Genomic DNA, 26,557 nt, shown 5'->3' on the forward strand with positions numbered 1-26,557 from the left:
CCGGAAGGTTCCCAACCTGGCGTGAGAACGCTTCCCCTCCTGACTCGTGAAGACGTGAAGTCCCCGTATATCGATCCCACTGGCGCGTCCATCTTGAGCCATCTTGAGCTTTAGCTAGCCAGACGCAGCGGGCCGCCACTTAGTCATAGGAATAACCTATGGACGAATTGTAATTTCGCATTTTTCAGCGCAGGTGCAAATACCAAAAATGACGGAACGGTACACCGCCGCCGTCATTTCAAGAAAGCACCCGCACGCACCATGTCGGACCGAGACGCCACGACAAGCGCCTGGCACCTGCCGCCTAGCGCCTACCTTGCCAGCCGTACGCCCGCTTTCGGCATTCCCGACAAGCCGAAGTCGCTCTACATCACGATGCGCGACGGCTGCCGGATCGCGCTGGACTACTACTTGCCGCAGATCGAAGCAGGCTCGACGCCGCCAGCTCGGGTGCCGACCATCGTGATCTTCACGCCCTACTACCGGCGCTTCGTGACCACGGACCCCTCGGTCGAGGTCAGCCCCAACTGCGGCCGTTACCGCGACTTCTTCGTGCCGCATGGCTACGCGGTGGTGGTGGTGGACGTGCGGGGCACCGGCGCGAGCTTCGGCACGCGCGATGCGCTGCGCTCTCCGAAGGAGCGCGACGACTACTACGAGATCGCCGAGTGGGTCGTGCAGCAGTCGTGGAGCGACGGGCACATCGGCGCGACTGGCATTTCGTACCTTGGCGCAGCGGCGGTGTTCCTTGCGAGCACCCGACACCCCGCCGTCAAGGCCATCGCGCCGCTGTTTGCTGTGACCGACATCTATACCGACCAGCTCTATGTGGGTGGTGTGCTCTCGACCATCTGGACCGGTCGATATGACGAACTCATGGTCGCGCTCGACCAGGACGCCCGCCCCGCCCTTGCCAAGTTCGCGTACTACGGCAACCCCTTGTTTGCTGGACCGCAGCCAGTGGATGCCGATACCGACGGCCAGCTCCTGGCCCAGGCACTGCACCAGCACCGCAGCAACTGCCGGCTGAACGACCTGGCCCGCGAGCTTCCGTTCCAGCACGATGGAACGCTGCACGACCCCGCTTTGACCCTGGACGTGTGCAGCCCCGGCCACTATGCACGCCAAATTCCCGAAGATGTAGCGATCTACTCCATCTCGGGTTGGTACGACGGTGCCGGCTACAGCAACTCGGCGATCACCCGCTTCCTGACGCTGCCCAGGCACCAGCACCGCCTGCTGCTCGGCCCCTGGGACCACGGCGCACGCAGCAATGTCTCGCCCTGGCGCGAGCAGGTGGGCTCGGACTTCCCGCTGCTGGCCGAAGTGCTGCGCTTCTTCGACCACCACCTGCGCGGGATCGAGACCGGTCTCGAGCGGGAGCAGCCGGTGCACTACTTCACCATCCACGACGAGCAATGGCAGGCCGCCGATGCATGGCCGCCATTCGAGGGAACCCACCGCGTCCATCCCGATGCCGATGGCGTCCTGGCGTTGCGAGCCCCTGCGGTGGCCGGCCACGACAGCTACCAAATCGACTTCACTGTCTCGACGGGCCGCCAAACACGCCTGGAGCGGCTCGGTGCCGCCGGCGTCGAGCACTACTATCCCGACTGGACCGAGCGCCAGGCGCAGTACCTGCACTACACCAGCGCTCCGCTGACCGCGCCGGCCGAACTGACAGGTCACGTGAGCGCAAGCCTTCTACTGACCTCTTCAGAGGCCGACGCCGCCGTCTACGTCTATCTCACCGAGGTGCTGGCCGACGGCAGCTGCCGCTACGTCACTGAAGGTCTGCTGCGCGCCCTGCACCGCGAGGGGCTGTCGCACTCTTCTGACTACGTGGCGAGCTGGCCGGTGAACACCTATGACCGCGCTTCCGCCCGGCCGCTGATCCCGTTTGAGCCCGCGCGGCTGAGCTTCGCGCTGCTGCCGGTGTCCTGGACCTTTGCGGTCGGCAGCCGCCTGCGACTGTCCATCGGTGGCAGCGACGAAGGCCACGGCCCGCAGGTGCCACACGGGCGTCCGCCGCGGCTCGAGATTCTTCGCGGCGCCGACGCCAGTTGGTTCGATCTTCCGCTGCGCGCCGCGCCGCGATAACGCCGCGCTTTCCCTTCGTTCAACTTCAAAGAAAGACACGCCATGGCTCGCGTCACCCGTCGCTCGATCCTTCCGCTGCTGGCACTGGCCAGCGCGGCAGCCCTGTCCATGCCACTGTCGGCCTGGGCTCAGTCGCCCTGGCCTTCACGACCGGTCAAGCTCGTGGTGCCGCAGGGCGCCGGCTCGGGCTCCGACGTGATTGCGCGCCTGCTCGGCGATCGGTTGGCGCAGCAACTAGGCCAAGCCGTGGTGGTGGAGAACAATCCGGCGGCCAACGGCCTCGTGGCACTCGGCGCCGTGGCCAAGGCGCCGGCCGATGGCTATACGCTGGTGCTGGCGGGCGTCTCGCAGATCGCCTTCAACCCGGCTTTGTACAAGAGCCTGCCCTACGACCCACTGAAGGATTTCACCTTTCTTGCGCCGATCGCGGACACGCCTTTCGTGCTGGTGACGAGCAACAAGAGCGGCGTCAAGACTTTTGCCCAGTTCCTTGAGCTGGCAAAGCAGAAGAACGGCGAGCTAACCTTCAGCAGTGCTGGCATCGGCAACTCCACCCACATCGCGATGGAACTGATCGCGTCGACCGCGGGGGTTAAGTTAATGCACGTGCCCTATAGGGGGTCGGCAGCCGCGCTGACCGCCGTGCTGGCCGGCGAGGTCGACGCCATGGTCAGCGTGGTGGGCCCCGCCCTCCCGCAGATCCAGGCGGGCAAGGTGCAAGCGGTCGCCGTGCTAGGCGCCACGCGTGTGGTGCAGTGGCCGCAGGTGCCCACGGTCAAGCAAGCCGGTCTGGACGTGCCGCCGATGCCCGGCTGGTATGCCATTGCCGGCCCGGCTCGCCTGGATCCGAAGATTGTCGCGATCTTCAACGCCGCGCTCCACAAGGTGATGGCCGATCCCGCGGTGAAGGCCAAGCTGGCCGAACTCTCGCTGCCGGCGATGAGCGGCGGCGAAGCGGAGATCCGACAGCGCGCCATCGACGACCAGGCGTACTGGAGTGCCTTCATCACCAAGAACAACATTCGGGTGGAATAGCCATGCAAAGCAACTTCAGCCTGAACAGGCGCGCTGCCCTGCTCTGCGCGACCCTGCTGGCCTTTGCCGGCACGGCGGCCCACGCACAGAGCGCCTACCCCAGTCGCCCGGTAAAGCTGGTCGTTCCCTTCTCTGCAGGCGGTTCGACCGATCTCGTGGCACGCCAGCTCGCGCAAGAGATGACAGTGCGAACCGGGCAGCCCTTCGTGGTGGACAACAAGCCCGGCGCCGGCAGCACCATCGGCGCAGACTTCGTCGCCAAGGCGCCTGCAGACGGCTACACGCTGCTGCTGGGCACCATCAGCTCGCACGCAACAGCGGTGGGGCTTTACCCGAAGCTTCCGTACGACCCCCTGAAGGACTTCGCGCCGATCACCGAGATCACAGCCATTCCCAACGTGATCGTGGCCAGCTCGCAGAATCCGCACCTGGCCAATGTCAGCACACTGGCCGACCTGATCGCGCTGGCCAAGAAGGAGCCGGGACAACTGACCTATGCGTCGAGCGGCTCCGGCAGCTCCAACCACTTGGCGACCGAGTCGCTCAAGTCGGCCGCCGGCATCGCACTGAACCATATTCCCTACAAGGGCTCCGGGCCCGCACTCACCGACGTGGGCGCTGGCCACGTGGACTTGATGCTCGACGTTGTTCTCACTTCACTGCCGCAGATCAAGGCCGGCCGGCTCAAGGCGCTGGGCATCACCAGCCTGAAGCGCTCGCCACTGCTGCCCGATGTCCCGACGGTGGCGGAACAAGGCTATCCGGGCTTCGAGGTGCTCGGATGGTATGGCCTGTTCGCGCCTGCCGGCACGCCACCGGCAGTGCTGGAACGGCTGTGGCGCGACTTCAGCGCCGTGCTCAACAGCGACAAGATGCGCGCGACCCTGGAGTCCCAGGGCGGGCCCGCGATCGCAAGCACCCCCGCCGAGTTCCGCACGCTGATCCGCAGCGAGATCATCCGCTGGAAAAGGGTCGTCGAGCAATCCGGTGCGAAGCCAGACTGAGAACAGGTCATGACCGACGACCATCTGCACGCAATCGAACGTGCCCAACGTGCGGTGGGCGCCGAGGCGCTGCCGGCGTTGCTGGCGGCCCACGGCGCGCAAGATCCTTCGCTGGCGCTGTTTCAGGCGATGAGCGCCGGCTTGGCTGTAGCGCCCGGCCACATCCTGCTGACGGTGCTGCGCTATTACCACGATCAGGGACAGTCGCAGCGGCTCTACAGCAGCCGCCCGGCCGAGTATCCTGTGGGTGGCCGCAAGACGCTAGGTCAGGCGCCACGCATGCGGCAGGTGCTGGCCTCAGGTCAGCCGTTCATCGGCCGCGGCCGCCAGGAGATCATCGACAACTACGCCGACCACCCAACGCTGCTTGCGATGGGCTGCGAGAGCATCGTCAACATGCCAGTGCTTTGGGGCTCCGAGGTGCTCGGTACTATCAACCTGCTGCACGCCCAGGGCCGCTACGGCGAGGCCGACCTGCCGCGGATCGCGGCTTGGGCGCAGCTGTCGGCGCCGGCTTTCCTCGCGGCAGCTCCAGATCGCTGAACAGCCGCACGCCGTGCCAGCGCTTTTGCGCGATCTCTTCCTGGATCACCCGAAGCAGCAGTTCCCGAACGCATTGGACGGCCGGGCTGCGCGCCGCCGAGACCGATAGGCTCAGCGAGAGTTCGCGCACCAAGGGCCGTCCCTTGAGCGGCACGCCGCGCACGCGGCCGTGCTCCTGTGCCAACGCGAATGCCGCACTGGGCAGCACCGTGGCGCCCAGCCCTCGCTCTACGGAAAGGATCAGGATCTCTACCGCGCTGGTTTCCGCCACCAGATGGAACTTCAGTTGCCGATCGCGCAGCAGCCGCTCCGTCGCCACGCGCACCGAATTCGGGTGCGTCGGCAGCATCAGCGCGAGTGCGGCGAACGCTTCGACACTCAAGGTGCGCGGCGCGGTCTGCGATGCGGGAAGCACGACGAACAGTTCTTCCTCTAGGATGGGCTCGATGCGCAACCTCGCATCGGCGCGTGCGTCCATGGTGATGGCCAACGCCAACCGATCGCTCGCCACTTGCCCGACCAAGTCGCCGCTCGATGCCTCCACCATTTCCAGTTCGATCAGCGGATACCGCTCCTGCAGCCGCTCCAAAAGAGGCGCTGCAATCATCCGTGATGTGCTGGTCGGAAAACCGATACCCACCCGCCCCGACGGCGATTCGCTTTCCTGCCGAATGGCGGATCGCGTGTCCTCAAATTGCCGTAAAAGAGTCTTGGCGTGCCGGTAGAGCACCTCACCCAAGGCGGTGGGCTTTGTGCCATGAACGCTGCGCTCCAGCAAGCTTACGCCCAGTTCCGCTTCCAGATTGGTCATATGCTGGCTCAACGAAGGTTGCGCAATAAACAAAGCCTCCGCTGCGGTCGTGATGTTTTTGAACTCGACGACCTTGACGAAATAGCGGAGTTGCCGGATATCCATGGAAGGAGAACTGCTTGACGCAAAGTTGAACAGCGATTGTCCCTTTTTCGGCAAGCAGTGATTGCTCTGGACTTCAGTAGTCTTTCACCTATAGAGCGGATAGCTCCAAACGAAACGTCCGCTTAAAGGTTCGCACCTCGTGCGCGGAGTCGCCCGCGATGCGGGCGGCGCGGGCCGAAGCCAGCGCGGTCGGCACCGGCAGCTCTCCCGCCACCGTGCCGAAGTCGCCGATTGCCGAGGCCGCGGTGCCGATGCAGAACGGCTGCATCAGGTCGTAGAAGAAGCCGTTGAAGTGATCGGGCGTGAAGAGCACCACCAGCTCAGGCGCAAAGGCCCGCGGCCCCTCGCGCACCGCTTCCATCTGCGCGTCGAGCATCTAGATCTATCCGCCTCGGAGCTCAAAGGGCAGCGGACCGATGTTCAAGCAGACTTGGTGGTGCATGCTGCGCGGCCCCCTGTGCCGGAACCGGCTCGGGGCGCCTATGCCTTTACCCCGCAATGAGCGCCGGAGGCGGCAGAGATCGGCCGGACGAAGGCAACGCTCGATGAGCGACGACGATAGGGGACTGCAGCGCACAACAGATGCTCCGCCAGAAAGCGCGCGTGTCAGAGATCAGCTTCACATGAACGACAAGTCGCGCCCGCCGCGCGCTTACCGTAATAGTCCGCTCAAGGCCGTCGTTGACGGCCGGGTGCTTTATGGCGTGATGTCGGCCACGTGCTGGAGCAGGCCGAAGCCCACGCGCCAGGCCCGGCCGTCGCAGTGAACGGTGGCTGTGCGCTGGTTGAGGCGCTTGATCTCTCCGACCTGACGTTTGAGGCTTTGGTCGACGAAGCTGACGCGCTGGCCGACACGGAAGTCCTCCTTCCTGTTGATCTCCGGCGGCGGCCTCAGCGGCGCCGCAGGCGCCGCTGACGCTGATCTGGCATCCGAAGCATTCGGCTGTTCCTCCGCCGGCACGATGGCCGCATACAGCACGTTCAGGCGCTCTTTGCTCTGCTCGTCGACCAGCGTGGCTTGGCGGTCTTTCATGGCCACGATGCGGGCCCTGCGCAGTTTGCCAGTGCCCCAGTCCCAGTACTGCACCAGTTGGCCCATGTGCAGCTGCGAGCGCGCTTGCACGATGCGTCGGGGGTCGGCCATGAGTTGCTCGATGACCCAGCTGAGCTGGTACAGCTCGGCGCTGGTGGCCATGGGAAGGTCTTTGATCTGCTCGACACGCATGTCGGCAATTTTGCCAGCGGCAACGCTCAGGCCGCGAGCTTGTCTGCCGTCGCTGATGTCGTGGGCGTAGCCTTGACGAGCTCACCGGCGACGGCCCACGGCAGTAGCTCGTCGATGCGGTTGCTCGGGTGGTCAGCAATGCGCTCGAGCACGTGTCGCAGGTAGGCCTGTGGGTCAATTCCGTTGAGCTTGGCGCAGCCGATCAGCGTGTAGATCACTGCAGCGCTGCTGCCGCCGGCGTCGGAGCCGAGGTGCAGATAGTTCTTGCGTCCGATAGCGACGCCGCGCAGCGCGCGCTCGGCAGCGTTGTTGTGCGCCTCGATGCGGCCGTCGTCAACGAAGCGCGTCAGCGCCGTCCAGTTGCTCAGCGAGTACCCGATCGCCAGCGCCATCGGCGACTTTGCCGAGACCTGCGCTAGCGTTGTGTTGAACCACTCCCTCAATTCATCCAGCATGGGACCAGTGTGCTCCTGGCGAACCCGCATTCGCTCATCCGGCGTCTTGCCGCGGATGTCGGCCTCGACGCCGAACACCTTGCCGATGCGCTGTAACGCCTGGTGCGCCAGCGTTCCGGCCAGCTTGTGCTGACGCTCGTGGATGTCCCACACCTTGCGGCGTGCATGGCTCCAGCAAGCCGCCTCGACCACACGGCCGTCTTCGTACAGCGGGTGGTAGCCAGCGAAGGCATCCGCTTGCAGGATTCCCTTGAAGTGCCTCAGGTGACGAACGGGGTGTTCGCCCTTGCGGTTCACCGAGTATTGGAACCACACCGCCGGCGGCGCTGTGTCGCCGCTGGGGCGGTCATCCCTCACGTACACCCACAGGCGCCCGGTGCGGGCCTTGGCGCCCGCACCGCCGAGCACGCGGATCGGCGTGTCGTCGCCGTGGACCTTATCGGCCGCCACCACGTAGCGGCCGATCGCTTCGGCCAGCGGGCTCAGCAGGCGTGCCGCCTGCGCTACCCAGTCCGCCAGGGTCGAGCGCTGCAGTTCGACGCCTTCACGGCTGTAGATCTGGCACAGCCGGTACAGGGGCGTGTGGTCGCAGTACTTGCTCACCAGCACATGCGTGAGCAGGCCGGTGCCGGCCATGCAGCGGTCGATCGGCCGACTCGGCGCCGGTGCCTGCATGATCGTGCTGCAGGCCGCGCAAGCGAGCTTGGGGCGAACGTGGCGCACGACGTGGAAGGTGCCCGGCTCGTAGTCGAGTATCTCCGAGACGTCCTGTCCGATCTCGCGAAGGCCGCGGCCACAGGCTTCGCAGTTGCAACCGCTTTGCGGAGTGTGCACCACAGTGCGCCGTGGCAGGTGATCCGGCAAGTCCCGTACACCGGTGCGCTGTCGCTTCTGCCGCTTCTTGCGAGCCTGCTCGATGGACGTGACGTTGGAGGGATGATCGGCGCCTTCAGCGGGCACCGCCGGCTGCGCGAGTTGACCGCCCACGAGCTCAAGCTGCGCGTGCTCGAGCTGTTCGCTGGAGCGCCCGTACTTCATGCGCCGCAGGTAAGCCACCTCCACCTTGAGCTTCTCGACGGTCAGCAGTGCAATCTTCAATGCCTCTTGCGAGCGCTGTACCTCGCCGCTAAGAGCGGCGTTGGCAACCAGCAGTTCCTCGGAGGTCATGGGGTGCGACTGTGCCTGTCGTCACCCATTTCCACAGCGGGAGTTGCCCTGTCAACTGCAGAAGGCCGCCTATGCTGCCGCGCGCGGCTGCCAGGTACGCTCGGGCCGTCGCCAGTCGATGCCTTCGAGCAGCATCGACAGCTGTGCAGCGCTCAGCGAGATCGAGCCCGTTTCTGCCTGCGGCCAGATGAAGCGGCCACGCTCCAACCGCTTGGCCAGCAGGCACATGCCATCGCCGTCACTCCACAGCAGCTTGACGAGATCGCCTCGGCGACCGCGGAAGACGAAGACATGACCGCCGTACGGGTCCTCGCTCAGCGCGGTCTGTACCTTCGCCGCCAGCGTGTCCATGCCGCAGCGCATGTCCGTCACACCGGCGGCCAGCCACACCCGAGTGCCAGCGCGCGGGCCGATCATTCGCTCTGGCGCAGCGCGCGCAGGACACGGCGCAGGCTGTCTTCGTCGACCGGCCCGCGCAAGCGCAACTGGGCGCCGGCGAACTCCAACTCAATAACGCCGCTGCGCAGAGCCGACCTCGGTGGCGCCACAGCATGCTCGCCTGACGCGGGAACCGTCATGACCTCGGCCGCCGGCGCGACAGTCACCGGCAACAGTACAGCCGCCGACGCGCCGCCAGCAGCCCGAAGATGCTCCCTGCGCCACTTGAACAGCATGTTGGCGTTGACGCCGCCGTGCAGCGCGATCGCCGACACGGACGCGCCCGGCTCCAAGCTTTGTTGTACGAGCTCATGTTTGAACGCTCGGTCGTGATGTCGCCGGCTCGCCTTCCCTGCGTCTTGCTCACTCTTCATGGTGTGCACCATCTCCATTTAGCGCACACCTACAAGCGGGTCTGCGATTCGGGTCAGATGCTTCCCGCAGCCAGCGCGTCAGGCAAGGACGGCCTTCGTCGGACTATTACCGCTTACCGACGGCTCAATTCACGTCAAAGTGCAAGCGAGGATTGGTCATCAGCGCCTTCAACTGCCGTAGATCCACAGCCAGGAAGCTTTCAAATTCTTCTGACGTCGACTGCGTGAAAGTCATTTCACCACGCTCGATAAGAGTGCGAGTCTCGACGCGCTCCTTACGCAATGCCAAGCAATTCAAGTTAACGCGAATGCTGGGTGAGGCACTACGTGCTACGACATGCACGTACCGACTGCGCTACAGCACTCACTCCCACTCGATGGTTTCCGAGGTCCGGAAACCCGCATGAATGCTAGCTTTGTGAGGTCGGGACATCGTGCTTTACCGTCGCTTTTACCGTCGTTGCGTCTATTAATCCGGTCATGCCCGATGTGGCCCGCTTACGTACGACCGCACTTGCCTGAGCAGCACTGTGCTCATAGTCAGAGCCTGCGATCGTAGTGCAGAGTCATGCCACGGCTTTCCTGAGCAGGGAGCGACCCGCTACCAAGAGTCGAAGTATGCGGATCGACGTGCGGGCAGATCCTGATGATGGCGCACGAATCGATGAGCAAGCCCTGGGCCACGCCAGGCAGCGTCCAGTGGTCACGCATAGCCCTCGCTGCGAACCTAGAGGCGCTCCGCCAGTTCGTCGCAGATGCGGGTCTGCGCCGCGTCGCGCAACGTCGAGGCGGTGATGCCCAAGACCGTCTTGTTCCGGTCAGCGTGGTCGAACACGATCAACGACAGGACCGTGCGGCGCGGTCATTGCGCAAGAATCCTCATCGGGCCGATGTACTCCGGCAGGAAGCGTATCGTCGCTTCCTTTTGTTCTTCCTCCTGCGGGAAAAGTCCACCGACCAGCTCTGCCCATTTTCCCGCGGCGATGATGTGCTCAGATATCTCGACGTTGTGGTGTTGCATCTGGATGAGCAGCGCCTGGCATTCATCAATCGCGCGTGTGCACGGCAGGATCGCCTCGTCGAACGTGACGGTAGCGCCCTGCACCTGGTTCGCGGCGTAGACGCCGACGAGTTCGCCGCCCTCCGTTTCGACGCGGCCTCGCATCAGATCCAGCTGTGGAGCGAAGATCAGCAACAGGGTAGGCCGCAAATCGTCTTTGGCCCCCAGAACAGGCATGCGGCCCGCTTCCATAGCGCGCACGCGATAGCCACTGCCTGAGCGCGCGACTTCGATGTGCTCGGGGCCTGCAGGCACTTCCCGTCCGAAGCTGCCAATGAAACTGAGCCAGCGCGACTCGGCAAATTCACTGACATCGATCCGGTATGGTGTCGCGTCGCCCTGGTATTTGAGGATGAGGCTGCCTTCACCCTTGCCAAGCGGCGCAAAGTCTCCGGCGTCGAAAGGCGTGAGCTGTTCCTTGATAGACCACTCAGCATAGTCGGCGTGTCGCTCGTACAGGCGCACCAAAGGTCGCCACTTGGGCTCAGCCTGCGCCCACCGGTCCCGATGCCAAGTCACGAGGTAGGCCCGTGCGAAATTGCCCGCCACCACGGGAAACTGGATCGGATAGCTGGACAGATCTGCGCTGGCGATCGCCTGGTCGGAATAGAGCACGAAATCCTGCGGCACCCAGCCCTGCTCCACCTGCCGCAGACCAAGCCCGCCGGTCCAGCGGCCAGCGGTGACTGTGCCGTCCAGCTTCGTGTCGAGCATGAGGTTCGGCAGCACAAAGCGGCGTATCCGGCATTTCGCGAGCGTCCAGCGGCCCTGCGTGTTCGACGACCGCAGCACAATGGCCGTCTGCGCGGCGCGCCCGCCGGGCGCCTTGTCGTAGGTCAGGCCGAAGATCGTGTCCGCCTCGAAACGAGGCTGCGGCTCCGCGGCCGGCGGTGCTCCGTGGAAGACCGGGTTCGGTCCAGCCTCCAAGACACGCTCGGAGCCTGGCAGCGTTGGCATGTACCAGGTCGCGACCACATCGAATTCCAGGCGTTCCGCGATGCCGCCGAAGACGGCAGTGTCAGACGTGTCATAGACAGGATCCGAGAGCACGAGAAAGTTGCCGCGGCTTGCCTGTGACCGTTTACCGCTGCTCGGATCCACGGCGACCGTTTGTGGCATCGGGATCGCTTCATTCCACACGGGGGCGGCGAGACGCGGGCCTAGGCGAGATATGCCCGGAACATGGTCGAAGACGTGCGTGTACTCGATGCGCGCGAGCGTGGTGTCCGCCAGAAGCTTGGCGAAGCGCGGCACCGCCTTCACGACGAAGCCCATGTGATTCGCCGGCCGTATTGCAGGCAGGGGCACAGGTTTCATCACGAGCGCATCGAGAAACCATTTCCCTGCATTCCAGGCCGTCGTGAATCCGGCACTCGGCAGCACCGGCATGTAATCCTTTGTCCCGGAATAAAGAGGCAACCACTTTTCCAGCGCGCCGGAAGCGGGAAACCGGGCTGGATAGCCCGACCATTGCCAGCGCTTATGCTCCAACTCCACGCGCGTGATCCACTGCGCACTGAGGGGCGAAGCATGAGAAAGTTCCAGCGCGATTTCCTGCGGCATCGCGGCCGATGTGGGCTTGACCAGTCGGAAGTCCTCCGGCTTGAAGTTGAAGAGATCCGCAGTGACCGGCACTTCTGGCAGGCTTTCGATCCACAACACCTGCGCTTCGCGGCTCGCATATGCTTGCGCCCCATGCGGCTCATAAGGCCGTACGACCTTCGGATCGGACGAGACCAGCGCGCCCTTGTGCAACCTGGCGTTGTCGCCCTCTAGCAGATCCTTTGGAAGGACGGATCTTGCTTCCAGCCGCACCTGATCGCCGCGTCGCACGACGATGTCAAGGTAATGGCCGGCCGGATCCAGCTCGAATTTCCGCTCCAGAGGATCGGTAGATGAGGTCTGCCGAATCCTGATCTTGAGGGTCTCCGCCTGCAACCAATGGCCTGCGCGCAAATGCTCCACCATCCACTTGATCGTATCCGCACGGTCGGATACTTTCAGATTGCCGGCGAACCAGGTGGCGCGAATCTCCACCGCTGAAACGGCCGGATGGGTGAAGACGAGTTTCTGGTTTGATGCGGCATCGGCCTGGAGCGCCTTGATTTCGTCAATAGTCAGGGCTTGGACGCGTTTCCACCTGAACGCATCACCCGCCCCCACCAGCGCATCGGCTGACATCCATCGCTCGATGAAACCGGGTCCGACGGAGGGTGCCCGCAATTCGACCTCCTGCGCCTGACTAGGTGGTTTTCCCGGCTGGGGACTGCGGTAGCCATCGCCCGAGAACAGAACCGCCACATGATGGGACCCGGGTTCGACGGCCGCGCCACAGAAGGTCAGAGTGTCCTGCTTAACGCCCCAGTCGTCGTAACCCACGAACACAGGCGCGCCAGGTGGCCGACGCGACAAGTATTGGAACGGCGGGGTCGCCTGGGCACTGCCATTCGATTCAAAGTACGCCGCCGGAATCGATGCCAGCGGCTCGCCCGGATGTGCGCCTCGCAGCGCCGGCTCGATGATCGCGCCCGCGTTGTCGACGGTCACGCTGAAGCCGCCATAGCGCGCGCCATAGGCGAGCGCGGGAACGGCCACGTCAGTCGGTAGGAAACGCGAGAGCTCCGGCATCGACGGATTGGGCGATGCTGCCTCCTCTGCTGCAAGCAGGGGCACGCCGCCATACACGGCGACCTGCTCGTCCAGTCCGTCCGACTGTGTCGCCCCTTGCGTATCGCAGAAGATCGCATTGTGACCATCCACGGATTTCATGACCGGCCCAAACGTCCCCCCGCCGAGCGAGGGTTTCGCCCATGCATTCGTGATCCATCTTCCCGGCTTCCAGTCGGTGGAGGCACCACGCGGCACACCCAGGCGCAGCGCGAGCAAGCAACCGCGCACGGCCTCGTCGGCCCCCGCGGGCCGGAAGCCCATTTGCAGCGGCGGATCGTCGGCTTGCGGGTCGTCCGCCTGCGTTGCGAGTACCACAGCCGTCTTGGCCATGTCATACGCATCGCCCAGCTTGGCAGCCACCAGCGGTTGGCTGGCTGCGACACGCTGGATCATGGGATCCAGATAGGGCACACGGGCTGCCATTAATGACGCACCGATGTCGTCTGCCTGGTCGTGCACGATGGTCCAGAAGTCGGGCGAATGGTCGATCTGGCCGTTGAGCAGGCGCAGCACGTCGTCATCCACGACGGCGCCCTCTCCCGTCGCGTCACGCATTCCCCTCCTGGCACCTTCAAGAATCAGATCGATGGCCGCAACAAGCTGTCCCGCACCGCTGGCTGGGATCACCCGCGGCAGCACGGTCGCAAGCCACGCGGCCCAGCCCGCACGCGCCGCGGCATGCTGCTGCGCAAGCGATGCATAGACTTCGCTCGCGGCAGCAATCGCGTCAGCCTTCACGGGCTGTAGATCCGTCGCGGCTGCCAGCACGCGTTCCTTGAGGCGCTTGCGGTTGTCTTCGAGCCCGAGCTTGTCAAGATTGACCGAGAAGGTCTCCAGCAAGTCCCGTGCGCGTTGGCCATCGGTGTCACCGGCCATCCAGGCCTCGAAGGTCGCGAGCATTTGTCTGGCTGCCGCCGGTCGCTCCGCGTGCGACGCGCCAAACAGCGCTTGGTACACCTCGCGTGGCAACACTATCTCGTAGATCGAGCCCACCGACACCGGGCCTACGAGTTCGTCTTCACCCGCGCCAAGCAGCCGCACCAGCAGTGCGCAGAATTCCTTGCCGCTGTAACCCGGCGCAGCGACCGTCGCCACTTCCTTCACCGACCACAGCCACAGGCGAAGCGGAGAATACTCGCGCGAGACCGTCGCGTAGAGCTGGCGGTCCGGCGTGCGGCTGCGCACCGAGAGAAAACGGTGCGCGGCGTTCGTCCAGCTGGCATCGTGCTGGAAGTCGGTTGCGGCGAGCGAGCGCACGTGGACACCATGGAAGGCGTAGACCTGCTGGTCGACGGTGCGAGATGGTCCCTGATAGGGGACGAGCGTTCCTGGGCTGACATCCATCGAGGGTTTTGCAGCACCGTCGGACAACGCGAAGATCGGCACCGCCACCACGTCGGGTGTGGGGGGTAGCGCTGCACGGTCCACCTTAAGCAGCGCCGATGTGCCGAGTGCAGAAGCGGACAGATAGGCCGGCAGGTGTGCAATGCCGGGTGAAATGATGGGGTACGAGAAAATCGGCGACGCGTCGCCCATCGGCTCCTCGCCCATCGCATTCGTGTGCCCACGCACGTACGCATGCAGGCGCGCGGCGCATTGGGCAACCAGGTTGCCACGGTCCGCGGCAGTGAGGGCGAGACCCTGCGTCACGGGGCTGGACGTCCCCACGGGAGTCCATTTTGCTGTCGGATCGCTGCTGTCGCGTGCCAGGAGAACCCATTCGACCGGTGCGTTGTACCAAGGCGCAAGCCAGTCGCTGAAATCCCGCTCGCATACCGCCTGGCCCAGCGGCGGCACCATGCCGCCACCATCGTCCGCCCACGGCATTCCGAGCACGCCAGCGAACCAAGCGGTCGTCGCGTCGCTCAGGTGTGGGCAATAGTGGACGCCCGCCTTCCAGCCAAAAAGTCGCATGGCACTTCTCCTCAGAACTTGTGCTTGACCGCTTGCTTGAAGCGGAAGGTGTAGAACCACGAAATCTTCACCGACACATCGAGCCGGCCCGTGCCTTCCGTCTGGCCATTCGAGTGTTTGGCTTCCAACAGCAGGCTGACGTTCGCGTTGACAAAACCGATGATGAGCGCCGAGCCCGTGATAGAGAGCCCAATGGCAATGCTGTCACTGTCGCGCTCAATCTCGATGTAGCAGTACAGCAGGACGCTGAACGAGCCCTTCGCGACACTGGCGAGGTTGAAGGCGCGCGTCGCGCCAACGCTCAGGCCGATGCTCATCGAGGGCGTCACCCTGCCGTCAACATACTTCGCCCGCGCCTCCAGCCAGCAGCCGCCTCCCAGCCAGGTGATCTGCACGAAGATTGGCTTTTGCTTGCTGCCCAGCGAGAAGGCGCTCTGGATCGAGAACCGCCCGTCGTCCACCATAAGCGCCAGGCTGGAACGGATGTCGATCGGCCCGAGCGACACGGCGCCGAAGTCGGGTGGGTTGTCCACCACGATGGTCGTGCCCGCGCTGACGCCGACAGGCCGGCCGTTCTTCATCTCAATCTGCACCGCCGGCGGCAACTCGCCTTGCAGCTTCTGGACGATGTCGGTGACGAACTTCAGTGCCGGATGCAGTTCGATGTTGTCGGGCGAGACGTCGAAATCAAAGCCGTCGGCGCCGTCGTAGGAGATGGCTACGTCCTTGAAAGTGACGAGTGCCTGGCCGGCGCCCTGCAACAGCCAGTCGGCCCGCAAGGTCGCGGTGGTCTTGGTGCTGGGGGTCTGGACGGTGGCGCCGACCAGCGCGGTGTCGATGCCGGTGAATGCATCGAATGTCATGTCCTGCAGGCCCAGCGACACTGGACCGAAGGCGAACAGTTCCTCATAAGGCTTGTGCTCGAATCCAACCTTGGCGTTGGCCCACGCCCTGCGCGTCTTCGGATCGAAGCCGTGGCTCACCTTCACCTTGTCGGAGTCGAGCGGCGGCAGCTTGAACTTGCTGAACAGCCCTTTTAGGTCAATTCCCGCGAACTTGTTGAAGACTTCATTGAAGTCGAAATCCGTGAAGTCGGGAATGACGCGGTCGCGCAGTTCCTGGCAAGGAATTGACAGTCCCAGCGAATCGAGAAGCGCCTCGCCCTCCTGCTGCAGCCGTGCGATCGCCGGCGTCATCATGATCTCGGGCTTCTTACCGTCGAAGACGTAGGCGGCCACGTCGATGTCGAACTTCAGCGGAAGCAGGTTGGGCAGATCTCCAACGGTCCGTGCAAGGCTGACGGCCTTGCTGCCCACGTCCCAGACCGTCGTAGCCGTCTGCACGTATTGGGCGATGCGCTGACCGGCTTCAGTCGACAGGACTTCGGTCAGCGCGGCATCGGCTTGACGTCGGGCCCACGACTCGGCTTTGTGCAGTTCGCTGCGGATCATTTCGACGAACTGAGCGCACTGGGCCGCACCTTGGTCGATCACATCGTACATCTTCAGGCGCAAGGCCTCCGCAAGCTCGCCCAGCTGTTTGCTCGCAGCCTCGCAAGCCGTCGCGACAGCCAGCAAGGGATTCGTCACGGGATCGACGATCGCATCGGCGACACTGCCCGCTGCTTCGTCCAGCTTCGTTCGAAGCGCACTCGCTGCATTGCGATGGCGTGCGAGCACGTTGTTGCCTGCGCCCTGCACCACGACCCGCAACTTCATGATGGCAGCACGCGCATCGCGTCCTGTCGCAGCAACACTGATGCGCGCAATTTCTGCCTCAATGTCGTCAGCGACGGCGTCGATCTCGGCCACGACGGCGTCCGACGCGGCCTTGAGTTGCTGTGTCGCCCAAGTGCGCAGGATCTTCACGACCTCCAGGACCACGATCGCTAGGGCCGCCAGCTTCAGCACGATCTGGTCCGCCACCGCGGGCGCGAGCTGGCCCAGGTAGGAGGCCTGGTCTGCGAGGGTCGCCACTTGTTCCGACAGGAACCGCAACCAGTTGGTGGCCGCATCGACAAGCCGGCGTGTCGATGGGGGCAACTTTTCCAGTGCCACAACGGCCTTGGCCAGTTCGACACAAGCAGCGCGGCATTTCTCCTCGAAGGTGGCCCCTGCGTGGTTCAGCGCTGCCGCTGCCGCCTGCACACCAGTCGCCGCCTCCGTCAGGGCCGCACCGATGTCGTCCGATACCTTCGCCAGCTGATTGTGGATGCGCTGTCTCAGGTCCTCCTCGAACGTACGAACATCGGACACAAATACCCCGCGCAGCGCGACCACATCCGCCGGCAAGGGATTGAAATCGTCGGGGACCTTGGCGTGGAGTTCATCGACACTGGACACGATGGTCCTCAGCCGCTCCTCCACCACATGTTCCGCGAGCAGTGCACGCGCGTTGAATTGCGCGTTCAGTTCGCCCGCAGCCGCAAGCCACATCGCGCGGCTGCGCTGGATTTGCCCGGAAAGGTTCAGCTTTGCCACAGGGTCCAGCGACGTCTGAAACTCCTTGATCGCGGCCTTGACCAACTCTTTGAGCTCGTCCTTGATCCCGTTGCAGGGATTGGGCACCGACAGGTCGCCCTTGAACTTGTAGATCTCCTTTTCGATCCGATCCCGAAGCTGCGCGGACAGGTCCGCGATGCCGGGCGCGAGGTGCGCCGCGCTCTTCTGGGCCGTCCCCGTGTACCCGACCGAGGTGATCGCCTCCGCAAGCCCGGGCTCCGACTTCACGCGCTGCAGCGAAACCGGAGCGTTCTGCGAGGACCGGCTGATGAAGACCCGCGCCACCTTGACGAGTTGCGGCGCGCCGTCCGAGCCAAAGGCAAGGTCCACCGCGCCCTCCGCCTCGACTGCGAGGTCGAAACGCAGGGACGTGCACAGTTCCCGGTTCGCCGGCGTGCGCGGGTTCATCCGGTCCGTCTTGATCGAGACCTCTTCGAGCACCGGCATCCGCGGCAGATTGTCGAAGTCCACGCCCGCGCGCTGATTCCACTTGTCCGTATCGTCGGTGGTTCCCTCCTCGGCCGAACTGAAGAAGAAGATGCGATCCGGGTCGCTGAACCATAGCCGCGTCATCCGGCCTTCTTCGCCGTGGCAATCGAGGAACAGGCGTGGCCGCGGGTAGAAGCCAGGGTTGCTGCGCGCGGATGTCCGGTCCCACAGGGGCAACTCGTAGCCCTGGCCGACGCCAAGGTCGCGGCCCCATGCGCCGTTCACGTAGATGCGCTTCGTCTCGAAGACGGACGCCCCGATAAAGCGCGTGGCGTTGGAGTCCTTCTGTGCCTCCCTCTGGAAGTCGCGGCGTTCCTCAATGGGCTCGACGTACTCCTCCATCTTGCGCAGGATGGGCCATCGGTCGAAAGCCGTGGTGTATTTCTGCTCGTCCTGGAACTGGGCCGACCGTGCCGCCGACCGCTCATACACCACGACGTGCCGCGCGCGGTTCCACAGCGCACCGATGCGACCGATGCGCGACTTCACCAGCCTGGAAAGCTGCCCGTGCTCGACCACCACCGCAAAACTGGTCTTGCCCAGATCGAACGAAGCCTCCATCCGCCCGGTCGCACCGAGCGCTGAAAGCGTCAGGGCTTCGACCAGTGTGCCCACTGCCTTGGACGAATCGAGCACCGCCTGGAGTTCCGATGCGAACTCGAAGGAGTGCACCAAGCCACCACGGATGGCACCCTGCGCGGAGGTACCCCAGTTTCCGTTGTCCAGGAACTTGGCGAAGTCTCCTTTCGATCCTGGGTTCGGCGTGTAGAGCGAATCGTTGGGCAGAGGGGAAATAAGCGGCTTCGCGCCCTGCTGCGTATGCCGCAGACGGCTGACCACATCGGATCCGCCCAAGCGCAGATCGTTGCGGGGCCTGAGCGGGTCCTCCACATGCAGCTCCGCCAGGCGAGACTGAAAGTTGACCTGCACTCCCATCTGCCGATTGCGCAGCGCACTCAAAGCGGCGACACAGTCGGCCTTCTTTGCAGGCGGCAGGGCAACCAGGAACGCCTTGAGCGTTTCGGACAACCACTCACCCTCCTCCCACATCTTCTTTGCGAGCGTCTGCGCGGGCTCGCCGAAAGACTCGCCTGCTTCCACCAAGCGCAACTCCCGCGACTGGTCTTTGCGGCTGTACTCGACCTCGAGCGGGTAGGCCATCTCGAAGACCATGTGCTCGATGCTGGAGCCTCGCATGATCTCGCGCAGGTTGATGGGGGAGATTTCGTAGCGGCGGTTCTGGAAGCGGGGCGAGGGCTTGAGCTTTAGGTAGGTACCCCGCGAAAAACGGTAGCGGACGGGGACTTTTGGGTCGATATCCGGTATGCCCGGCGCATCGTAGAAGCGGTCGCCGCGCTCCATTTCTTCGCCGACCGCCTGCGGCGGAAACAAGACGGAAACGACAGAGTTGTCCACGCGCCATTGCGCGCCGTCCGGGTCATTGCTATCCCAACTTATCACGACATGCGAGTCTTCGGGCTTGGCGAAATCAACCAGCGCTGGCATGAACGGGCGAAGGTTCAGCCAGACCGCCGCACCGCTGTGACCGTCCGCCATGTCGACCGTCAGCTCGATGGTGGTGCGTGCGTCGCGCCCCCATTCATATGTGGTCGTGAACCTCAGTTCGGCCTCGCGGTAGTCTGCGTCGTTGATCTTTCCCACGATCGGTGTAGTCTCGCGGCGCAAGAGGTCGGTCTCTTCATCCGCCTCGTCGCCCAGCGCGGTCTCGCGCTCGGAATCGGCGCCCGCGGCGTTGCGTACCCGGCACTTCAGATGAGTCAGCGTGACGCGTGGATAGATGCCCGTAGCACCGGTTCCCAGATGGCCACTCGCGCTGAAGGTCAGTGTGCAGCGCGCGTCCTGGATCTCCATGGGACGGACTTCAAGGCTGCCGAGGCGCAACCACCCGGCGTCGCCCACGCTGCAATCACGCAGCTCGAACTTAATGATCGGCGGTGGGCCACTTTTTTTCTCATCGTTCTTTTCCTTCTGCCATGCCGCCAGCATCGCATCGAAGGTACGAAACACCTCTGGTCCACCATGACCCCAGGCCCGGGAGAACTGGGTCGACCCGTCATCAAATATCTTGCCGCGAACCGTAAAGCCGGTCCTTGCATCCGTCGAGCCGTCCCGGTCGGAGTAGTACCAGTCGAATCGCGCATCCAACTGCTGTCCCACCGCCCGGTTTCCAAGGTCGAGGCGCAACAACCGCGTGCCCCACGCACGCAAATTGCCACGCGACCGGTCCACCAGCGCGACCAGACTGAGCGGGTCAAAGCCGTTTCCGACAGGGTGCAGGGACGGCACCAGGCCATGGAAGGGCCGACTGGCGAACTGGGTTCCCCGCGTCTCCCGCAGCGCCAGATTCAGTGCATCGAATGCATTGGCAGGACTGTAGATCTCCACGTTGTTCTGCAGAGACTGCGTCCGCGACAGCAGATACCACGGCTGCATTGGTCCCTGAAGAGTCTTGTTCTCCAGCGAGTGGAAAAGCGCGTGCGACTCGAAATAGAAAATGACGGTGTCGGGCGGCTGGAGCCGGTTTGGTGCCAGTCCCGCTACGTGCGGAAATTCGGCATAGTCGCCGCGGCCCAGATTGGCGGCGGACGGAAGCAGTTGCAGCCACTGGCCCTGGCCATCGGCACTCTTGTAAATCCCATACTCAAGCTTGCCGGGGCGACCCGGGTAGCCCCACATCTTGTAGAAATTCCGATGGAAATTCTCCGTACCTGAACGCTCGTGATGCGTCGCGCTGCGGGCGAGCGCCAATTCGAATCGCTTGGGAGACGCATTGCCGCCGACCACCTCCGATTGTCCGACGACGATGGCGCGATTAGTCTCCGTACCCCCGACGAGGTCGTCATCGCGCCAGGGTTTCCACAGCTGCTCCCACTTCGAGTTGCCGCCTCCGAGTTGCACGCTCCAGGAGCGAATGCTGAACAGGCTGGGGATCTGAAAATCAGACGTGGCCATGGCTTCTGCCTTTCTCGGTGGGTACACTGGTGAATCACCGGACCGTCCCAACTTCCGTGACGGCTGCCATCGCCATACTTCATGACGATGGTCGGTCTAAAGGCATCGATGCCGTTGCGTTCGAAACATGCGTCGCCGACCTCGCGACCACCGGGTCAGCAAGAGTTCGAATTGCTCTCGGGTTCCGCGCGCCAGACGTGCGCGGACCGGCCTACGCAACGCTCCGGCTTGCATAGGTCACGCTGTCACGTGAAGCCTGATCCCACGCCCAGTTCACAGTCTTGTTGAAGCCGGCGTTGGCTGGGTCATTGAGCTTTCCCCAATACGCGAACGGATATTTTCCATGCGCGAGGGGCGTACCTTCCACAACGACCACAACGTGCCCGTTGCCCGCTTCTTTCCGAGCGCCGATGACCAGATGTCCTTTTGCTGCCGCGTCGGCAGCCCGCTGTCCGGCCTGGGCGTCGGAGCCAAGCTCTGTCCAGCCATTGGCCGAGGTCAATTGCCCGACTATGTCGTTGGCCTGCCCGGTCAACGTGATGGAGAACTCTTTCGCCACGGCCTTGGCGAACCCGGAGCAATCCGCGGCATGCGCGGGGATTTGCAAAAGCGTATTGCAGCTTTGTTTGACGCGGTCTGCGATGGAGGTCGGAGCGAGCAGGCCGGCCGAAGCGCGCTGCGCAAAGATGCCCGTGTGTGAACCACGGGCCACTGATTCGCCTTTGGGCATTTGCGTACGAACGAATCCTTCGATGAAATCCGTACCGGCGTAACCGATACCCACAATGCCGAAGAACATCTCTGCAGTGATGTTGTTGCCAGCGCCGGCGGTGAATCCCGTGATAGTGAAGATGCCAATTCCGCCGGCGATGGCACCGATGAAGAGGCTGAGGATCAGACGTGAGACGTCCAGGCCCTCGGCGCGGAGCGTTGAGCCTGCCGCCGCTGCCTCGTCGCTCGCCTTCTTTATGCCGACGATGGTGCGGAGCCCTTGCCCGAATGCACCGGCGATGACGCCGATAGCGACCAGCTGTAATAGCTCATGTCCCGCCATGGCCCCTCCTCTCGCGTTTAGTAGATGGACCATCGTACGTCCGCCTGAGTGGTCAGCCCATCCCCTAAATGTAGTAGACAGGACATATCGGTCCGCCACATGGGCCAAGATGGAGGCATCGAAAACTCCCGCACAGCGCCGCAGCGGGTCGCCCTTCTGACGGCTCTAGAGCCCCGACTTGCGGACCGAGATCCTTTGGATGCCATCAAAGCGTGAGTGGATCTGGCTTCTGTCGTGACGCGCGCTGCTAGCTCCTGAATCGCGGTTAAGCCTGCAACGAGGGCCTTCGCTTTGCTGACGGTGTCGGTGAGGGGTAGCTGACTCTGGAAGACTCGCGGCGCGATCAAGCAAGGAGACAACCGCTCGGTCCCACGCGAACTCGAGTACTCCATCTCGCCGCGTGGTGATCACCTTGAATCGCCCCGGATTTTGTGGAGGCTCAACACTCTGAGAGGATTGAGCCATGAAGAAGTCGAACAAGTTCTCACCCGAGGTGCGTGAGCGCGCGGTGAGGATGGTGCAAGAGCACCGTGGGGAGTACCCATCGCTGTGGGCGGCGATCGAGTCGATTGCACCGAAGATCGGCTGTGTGCCGCAGACGCTGAACGAATGGGTCAAGCGTGACGAGGTCGACAACGGCGTTCGAGAAGGCGTGACGACCAGCGAGGCCCAGCGGATGAAGGAGCTCGAGCGCGAGGTCAAGGAACTGCGCCGGGCCAACGAGATCCTGAAGCTGGCGAGCGCGTTTTTCGCCCAGGCGGAGCTCGACCGCCGGCTGAAGTCCTGAGGGATTTCATCGACAAGCATCGCGACACCTTCGGGGTCGAGCCGATCTGCAAGGTTTTGCAGGTCGCCCCGTCGGGCTATCGGCGGCACGCGGCACTGCTGCGCGAGCCGCACAAGCGCTGCGCCCGAGCGCACCGCGACGATGTCCTCATTCCGGCGATTGAGCGCGTGTGGCAGGCCAACATGCAGGTCTATGGCGCTGACAAGGTCTGGAGGCAACTGGCACGCGAGGGCACGGCTGTGGCCCGCTGCACGGTCGAGCGGCTGATGCGGCGCCTGGGGCTGCGAGGCGTGATGCGCGGCAAGGTGCTGAAGACCACGATCAGCGATGCCAGAGCGCCATGCCCTCTGGATCGGGTCAACCGTCAGTTCCGTGCGCAGCGTCCGAACCAGCTATGGGTGTCCGATTTCACGTACGTCTCGACCTGGCAGGGCTGGCTGTACGTGGCCTTCGTGATCGATGTGTTCGCCCGGCGCATCGTGGGTTGGCGGGTCAGCAGTTCGATGCGCACGGACTTCGTGCTCGATGCTTTGGAGCAAGCGCTGTACGAGCGTCAACCCGAACGCGACGGCAGCTTGATTTGTCACTCGGATCGCGGCTCGCAATACGTCAGCATCCGGTACACGGAACGACTGGGCGAGGCTGGCATTGAGCCATCAGTGGGCAGCAAAGGCGACTCCTATGACAACGCCCTGGCCGAGACGATCAACGGCCTCTACAAGGCCGAGCTGATCCATCGCCGGGCACCGTGGAAGACCAAGGAGTCGGTGGAGTTCGCGACGCTCGAATGGGTGTCCTGGTTCAACCACCATCGCCTGCTCGAACCCATCGGCTACATCCCACCTGCAGAAGCTGAGGCAAACTATTACCGGCAACTCGCCAGTCAGTCCGCCAAGACGGCGGCATGACTTAAACCAACTGGTCTCCATGAAAGCCGGGGCGATTCACCTGGAGCTCATCACGACCACAAAAGTCTGCGACTCCACGGCACTTGCCGCGGTCGTAGTTCGCTGTAAGCGGTTACCGGCAACGCTCTGCTTCGACAGAACGCGCTCGGGCTCCCTGTGGCCCCACTCCATCATCTTGGGGGCCTGAAAAGCCGCGGCGCTTTACCGTCAGTTTTACCGTTCAATCCATTGCTCAAAAGAGCATTTGCGACAGCTTGCGATCGAGCACTTTGTCACGCTGCAACATCCACACGCAGATGGCATGAGCACTTGAGATTGGCGGCGGCGGCTGGCGTAAAAGGCTGACTGGAAACGGCCAACTTGCTCGCGCCGTGACCCCGTTCACGCCTACGAGGCCGATGTGGTTGCTGCTCAAGGGTTCGGCAGCCAGTGGCTGAGCAAGTGGCACTTGCTACATCAGCTCGAACGGCGAGAGTACGCCCGCGAGGTACTCCTCACGCCCGTCTTCCACGACCAGCCAAAGGGTCGGGCCGTCGATAGCCTTCGCGCCCTTCAGCACTTCGTCAATAGTGGTTTGCGCCTTGAGCAGCCGATCCTGCGTCACCAGGACCAGTGCTAGGCCTGGCGTATGACAAGCAGCCTCTTCTATCGTCATTCCCAGCCGCATCCTCCGGACTGCCTGACTGGTGTTTAGGAACTGGGCCAATGCCAGCTCGGACAGCAGATGCCACGCATGTTGATGCCGCACCGGGAGAAAAGAGAAAGAGTGCATGAGCATTAGCTGCCGCGCATGGGCAACAGGTTGCCAGGGTTCCACCGTGATCGGCGACTTAACCATGACGTAGCTCACCTTGGGCTTCACATCCACCATCAACGCGTCCTCCAGACCGATGCACAACTCGATGGCCGCGACCGTCGCATGACGCGCATAGGCGCCCAGATGCATATTGTCATTGCGGGCCTTTCGTACCGTGTCATAGAGCGCCTCGAAAGACTTGAATCCCGACGGGTGCGTTTTCACTAGTTCAGTCAGCATGGGTGACAGCCGCGCATAGAAGGCAATTCTGTCCTCGTACTGGCCGAGGTCGCCCTGTTGGCCCAACAAGCGCAAGCCAAGCGCCTCCAGCGCGAAGCATATCTGCTCAAAGCCCTCAGCATCTGCCAAGGCAGCGTACCGGGCAGACCTGAACTCATCGCGGTAGTGACGCCGCTCGAGATCGATGAGCGGCCGTAGGGGCGGGAGATCTTTGCGGCTCATCTGCGGTAGTCCTCTTCTCGCGGCAATGCTTTGATCGTCTCCGGCATCGTACGCGACCGCCCTGCCGGGAATCGACGGGGCGGGCATCTGAAGTCGGCACGCAAAACGCCACAATCTACCTACTTCAGGCTCACCCTAGCACCGCAGAACACGCTTTCCGATGTGCAGCGCATTGGTCTTGGCCTGCGCCAACTGGCCGTCATGCGGATGTACATGGACGATAGGGCCTCCAGCGCATCGGCGATGACGCCCAAGTGCCGGTCGACGACCTGAACAGGAATATGGCCGGCTATCCGAGATTCGACAGCTGTCTCCGGCAGCTTTGCGCGGGCTGGCCGAGAAGTTCGCGTCACAATTTGACAAGACAATTCCTGGAAAAGGCAATGAAGCGCAGCGAGCTGTATGAAAGAGTTTGGGCAACACCTATGACCAAACTGGCAGCGGAGTTGGGAATCTCCGACGTGGGCTTGGCCAAAGCCTGCCGCCGCCATGCGGTGCCCGCGCCACCGAGAGGCTACTGGGCCAAACTCAAGGCGGGTCAAAAGCCGTTGCAAACGCCGCTGCCCACCCCTGAGTTGGACGTCGTCGTGTACTTCGCGACCAGCGATCCCGAAGAGCGGGAGCGGCAGCAGGCGATCGAGCGTCGTCGCACTGAGACGCTGCAGGCCGTGGCAACAACAGCCGCGAACCGGCCACCGATCGAGTTCGCCGCGGATCTGGAGGGCGCCCACAGCTTGGTCAAGGCCACCCAGCGTTATTGTGAGCGTGTACCCGCGCTGGTCGAGCGATACAAAAGAAGAGGCATTGCAGGATGGCACACGGAAAAACCCCAGGATAGGCCGCCTCCCGAGCAGCATGGACGGTACAACCTGATATCCCGTGGATATCTGGATATCTGGATATCAATGCGTCTCTTGCCGCCATGGACTGGGTCCTGCGATTCCATGCGACGGTCCTGCGTGGCTTGAAGGACGGCGGCATGGTGATCGAGCGAAGGGAAGCCACCGAAGACCGGCGAGGTCAGCAATCGAAAGGACCAGCTATAGAGATGCGATTCAAAGGCGAGACGTTCACCATCAGTTTTACCGAGGGGTACCGGCGCATTCGCCTGGACTCGGCTGAGCTTGCGAAGAAGAGGAAGGAATCGTCCTGGGCCAGCGAATACGAGACAAAACCGTCCGGCAACTTCACTTTCAGCATTCAGGGAACCGAATACCAAGGCAGCAAGTCATGCAAGGCACGCAAGAAAAATTGCAGCGATTGGTCGACGAAATCGTCCGCACTGCCTTCCAGTTGGCGTCGCTTCAACCTCAATTGCGCCAAGAGCGCCAGGACCGCGAATCCAGCGCTCAGCGCGCCTCGGAATTGCGCGCGCAGGAACAACGGTGCTGTGACGCGCGAGCGGAGCAGTTGAAGCAGGCATTTCTGATGATGGAGGCAGATGCTCGCGTGCGGCAATTAAAAACTTTCCTCGACCAGTTGGAACAGGCCTCCGCCGATCTGCTGCCACCATTCGACGAACGTGCGAAGGTGTGGGTGAGTGTTGTCCGGGCCGAACTCGCTGCTCGAAGCCCCTCCGACGAAATCCTCCACCGCTGTCTGTCCGTCCCGTCCTGGGCAACCTGGCCGCCGGCTTGGTGGCCCACAGAGGCTCCTCACAAACCTTATAGCGGCGAGCAGACCTAA

17 protein-coding genes, 1 pseudogene and 1 other annotated feature are annotated in these 26,557 nt (G+C 63.4%); of the genes and pseudogenes, 7 read left to right on the forward strand and 11 right to left on the reverse strand.

Annotation, left to right across the window (positions count from 1 at the left end; genetic code table 11):
- Positions 1 to 261 precede the first annotated feature (261 nt).
- The 4 genes from ACWV14_RS17745 to ACWV14_RS17760 are packed head-to-tail and all read left to right on the forward strand — an operon-like array spanning position 262 to position 4,682.
- Positions 262 to 2,100, forward strand: a complete 1,839-nt coding sequence (locus ACWV14_RS17745; protein ID WP_454902872.1) for a CocE/NonD family hydrolase — start codon at positions 262 to 264, stop codon at positions 2,098 to 2,100.
- 42 nt (positions 2,101 to 2,142) lie between these two features.
- Positions 2,143 to 3,135, forward strand: coding sequence for a Bug family tripartite tricarboxylate transporter substrate binding protein (locus tag ACWV14_RS17750; RefSeq protein ID WP_454902873.1), 993 nt, complete (start codon positions 2,143 to 2,145; stop codon positions 3,133 to 3,135).
- A 2-nt stretch (positions 3,136 to 3,137) separates the two neighbouring features.
- Positions 3,138 to 4,139, forward strand: coding sequence for a Bug family tripartite tricarboxylate transporter substrate binding protein (locus tag ACWV14_RS17755; protein ID WP_454902874.1), 1,002 nt, complete (start codon positions 3,138 to 3,140; stop codon positions 4,137 to 4,139).
- Between the two features lie 9 nt (positions 4,140 to 4,148).
- Positions 4,149 to 4,682 carry a GAF domain-containing protein gene (locus ACWV14_RS17760; protein WP_454902875.1) on the forward strand — a complete coding sequence of 178 codons (534 nt, stop codon included), beginning with the start codon at positions 4,149 to 4,151 and terminating at the stop codon, positions 4,680 to 4,682.
- Here ACWV14_RS17760 and ACWV14_RS17765 read toward each other — a convergent pair.
- The 9 genes and pseudogenes from ACWV14_RS17765 to ACWV14_RS17805 form a co-directional block, all read right to left on the reverse strand.
- Positions 4,573 to 5,598, reverse strand: a complete 1,026-nt coding sequence (locus tag ACWV14_RS17765) for a LysR family transcriptional regulator (RefSeq protein ID WP_454902876.1) — start codon at positions 5,596 to 5,598, stop codon at positions 4,573 to 4,575. The two genes, ACWV14_RS17760 and ACWV14_RS17765, sit on opposite strands and share 110 nt — an antisense overlap.
- A gap of 166 nt (positions 5,599 to 5,764) precedes the next feature.
- Positions 5,765 to 5,932, reverse strand: a pseudogene (gene mhpB, locus ACWV14_RS17770) (3-carboxyethylcatechol 2,3-dioxygenase); the annotation flags it as partial.
- A gap of 363 nt (positions 5,933 to 6,295) precedes the next feature.
- A complete protein-coding gene (locus ACWV14_RS17775; protein WP_435497498.1) occupies positions 6,296 to 6,793 on the reverse strand; it encodes a hypothetical protein in 498 nt (165 codons plus the stop codon).
- Positions 6,794 to 6,849: 56 nt separating this feature from the next.
- The gene (gene tnpC / locus ACWV14_RS17780; RefSeq protein WP_454906007.1) at positions 6,850 to 8,430 is read right to left on the reverse strand and encodes an IS66 family transposase; all 1,581 of its coding nucleotides are present in this window, start codon (positions 8,428 to 8,430) and stop codon (positions 6,850 to 6,852) included.
- 84 nt (positions 8,431 to 8,514) lie between these two features.
- Complete coding sequence (gene tnpB / locus ACWV14_RS17785) at positions 8,515 to 8,862, reverse strand: IS66 family insertion sequence element accessory protein TnpB (protein WP_116914203.1); 348 nt, start codon at positions 8,860 to 8,862, stop codon at positions 8,515 to 8,517.
- Positions 8,859 to 9,257: an IS66-like element accessory protein TnpA gene (gene tnpA / locus ACWV14_RS17790; RefSeq protein WP_454902877.1), complete on the reverse strand. Its 399-nt coding sequence runs from the start codon at positions 9,255 to 9,257 to the stop codon at positions 8,859 to 8,861. The genes tnpB and tnpA overlap by 4 nt, the downstream gene beginning before the upstream one ends.
- 862 nt (positions 9,258 to 10,119) lie before the next feature.
- The gene (locus ACWV14_RS17795; protein WP_454902878.1) at positions 10,120 to 14,901 is read right to left on the reverse strand and encodes a hypothetical protein; all 4,782 of its coding nucleotides are present in this window, start codon (positions 14,899 to 14,901) and stop codon (positions 10,120 to 10,122) included.
- A gap of 11 nt (positions 14,902 to 14,912) precedes the next feature.
- Entirely contained in the window at positions 14,913 to 20,864 is a 5,952-nt protein-coding gene (locus ACWV14_RS17800) for a hypothetical protein (protein WP_454902879.1), read from the reverse strand.
- Between the two features lie 211 nt (positions 20,865 to 21,075).
- Complete coding sequence (locus ACWV14_RS17805) at positions 21,076 to 21,918, reverse strand: hypothetical protein (RefSeq protein WP_454902880.1); 843 nt, start codon at positions 21,916 to 21,918, stop codon at positions 21,076 to 21,078.
- Positions 21,919 to 22,381: 463 nt separating this feature from the next.
- Between ACWV14_RS17805 and ACWV14_RS17810 the strand changes: the two genes are divergently transcribed.
- Positions 22,382 to 23,613, forward strand: a protein-coding gene (locus ACWV14_RS17810; protein ID WP_454902881.1) for an IS3 family transposase whose coding sequence is annotated in 2 segments (ribosomal slippage) — positions 22,382 to 22,670 and positions 22,670 to 23,613 — 1,233 coding nt in all. Because the reading frame shifts where the segments join, the coding sequence is not laid out codon by codon here.
- Positions 22,660 to 22,776 (forward strand) — a sequence feature (AL1L pseudoknot). Its footprint overlaps the gene before it by 117 nt.
- Positions 23,614 to 23,845: 232 nt before the next feature.
- Here the strand turns inward: ACWV14_RS17810 and ACWV14_RS17815 are convergent.
- Complete coding sequence (locus ACWV14_RS17815; protein ID WP_454902882.1) at positions 23,846 to 24,028, reverse strand: hypothetical protein; 183 nt, start codon at positions 24,026 to 24,028, stop codon at positions 23,846 to 23,848.
- 36 nt (positions 24,029 to 24,064) lie between these two features.
- On the reverse strand, positions 24,065 to 24,871 hold the full coding sequence (locus ACWV14_RS17820; RefSeq protein WP_454902883.1) for a hypothetical protein: 807 nt from the start codon (positions 24,869 to 24,871) through the stop codon (positions 24,065 to 24,067).
- Positions 24,872 to 25,254: 383 nt separating this feature from the next.
- On the opposite strand from ACWV14_RS17820, the gene ACWV14_RS17825 reads away from it, so the two are divergent.
- Both ACWV14_RS17825 and ACWV14_RS17830 read left to right on the forward strand, forming a co-directional pair.
- Positions 25,255 to 25,839 carry a hypothetical protein gene (locus ACWV14_RS17825; protein WP_454902884.1) on the forward strand — a complete coding sequence of 195 codons (585 nt, stop codon included), beginning with the start codon at positions 25,255 to 25,257 and terminating at the stop codon, positions 25,837 to 25,839.
- A 262-nt stretch (positions 25,840 to 26,101) separates the two neighbouring features.
- Entirely contained in the window at positions 26,102 to 26,557 is a 456-nt protein-coding gene (locus ACWV14_RS17830) for a hypothetical protein (RefSeq protein ID WP_454902885.1), read from the forward strand.

The organism is Variovorax durovernensis (genome assembly GCF_977011995.1).

Bases quoted from the DNA above. Each gene is read 5' to 3' on its own strand.
- ACWV14_RS17745 (WP_454902872.1), top strand. From the start codon at position 262: ATGTCGGACCGAGACGCCACGACAAGCGCCTGGCACCTGCCGCCTAGC.
- ACWV14_RS17750 (WP_454902873.1), top strand. From the start codon at position 2,143: ATGGCTCGCGTCACCCGTCGCTCGATCCTTCCGCTGCTGGCACTGGCC.
- ACWV14_RS17755 (WP_454902874.1), top strand. From the start codon at position 3,138: ATGCAAAGCAACTTCAGCCTGAACAGGCGCGCTGCCCTGCTCTGCGCG.
- ACWV14_RS17760 (WP_454902875.1), top strand. From the start codon at position 4,149: ATGACCGACGACCATCTGCACGCAATCGAACGTGCCCAACGTGCGGTG.
- ACWV14_RS17765 (WP_454902876.1), bottom strand. From the start codon at position 5,598: ATGGATATCCGGCAACTCCGCTATTTCGTCAAGGTCGTCGAGTTCAAA.
- ACWV14_RS17775 (WP_435497498.1), bottom strand. From the start codon at position 6,793: ATGGCCACCAGCGCCGAGCTGTACCAGCTCAGCTGGGTCATCGAGCAA.
- tnpB (WP_116914203.1), bottom strand. From the start codon at position 8,862: ATGATCGGCCCGCGCGCTGGCACTCGGGTGTGGCTGGCCGCCGGTGTG.
- tnpA (WP_454902877.1), bottom strand. From the start codon at position 9,257: ATGAAGAGTGAGCAAGACGCAGGGAAGGCGAGCCGGCGACATCACGAC.
- ACWV14_RS17795 (WP_454902878.1), bottom strand. From the start codon at position 14,901: ATGCGACTTTTTGGCTGGAAGGCGGGCGTCCACTATTGCCCACACCTG.
- ACWV14_RS17800 (WP_454902879.1), bottom strand. From the start codon at position 20,864: ATGGCCACGTCTGATTTTCAGATCCCCAGCCTGTTCAGCATTCGCTCC.
- ACWV14_RS17805 (WP_454902880.1), bottom strand. From the start codon at position 21,918: ATGGCGGGACATGAGCTATTACAGCTGGTCGCTATCGGCGTCATCGCC.
- ACWV14_RS17820 (WP_454902883.1), bottom strand. From the start codon at position 24,871: ATGAGCCGCAAAGATCTCCCGCCCCTACGGCCGCTCATCGATCTCGAG.
- ACWV14_RS17825 (WP_454902884.1), top strand. From the start codon at position 25,255: ATGAAGCGCAGCGAGCTGTATGAAAGAGTTTGGGCAACACCTATGACC.
- ACWV14_RS17830 (WP_454902885.1), top strand. From the start codon at position 26,102: ATGCAAGGCACGCAAGAAAAATTGCAGCGATTGGTCGACGAAATCGTC.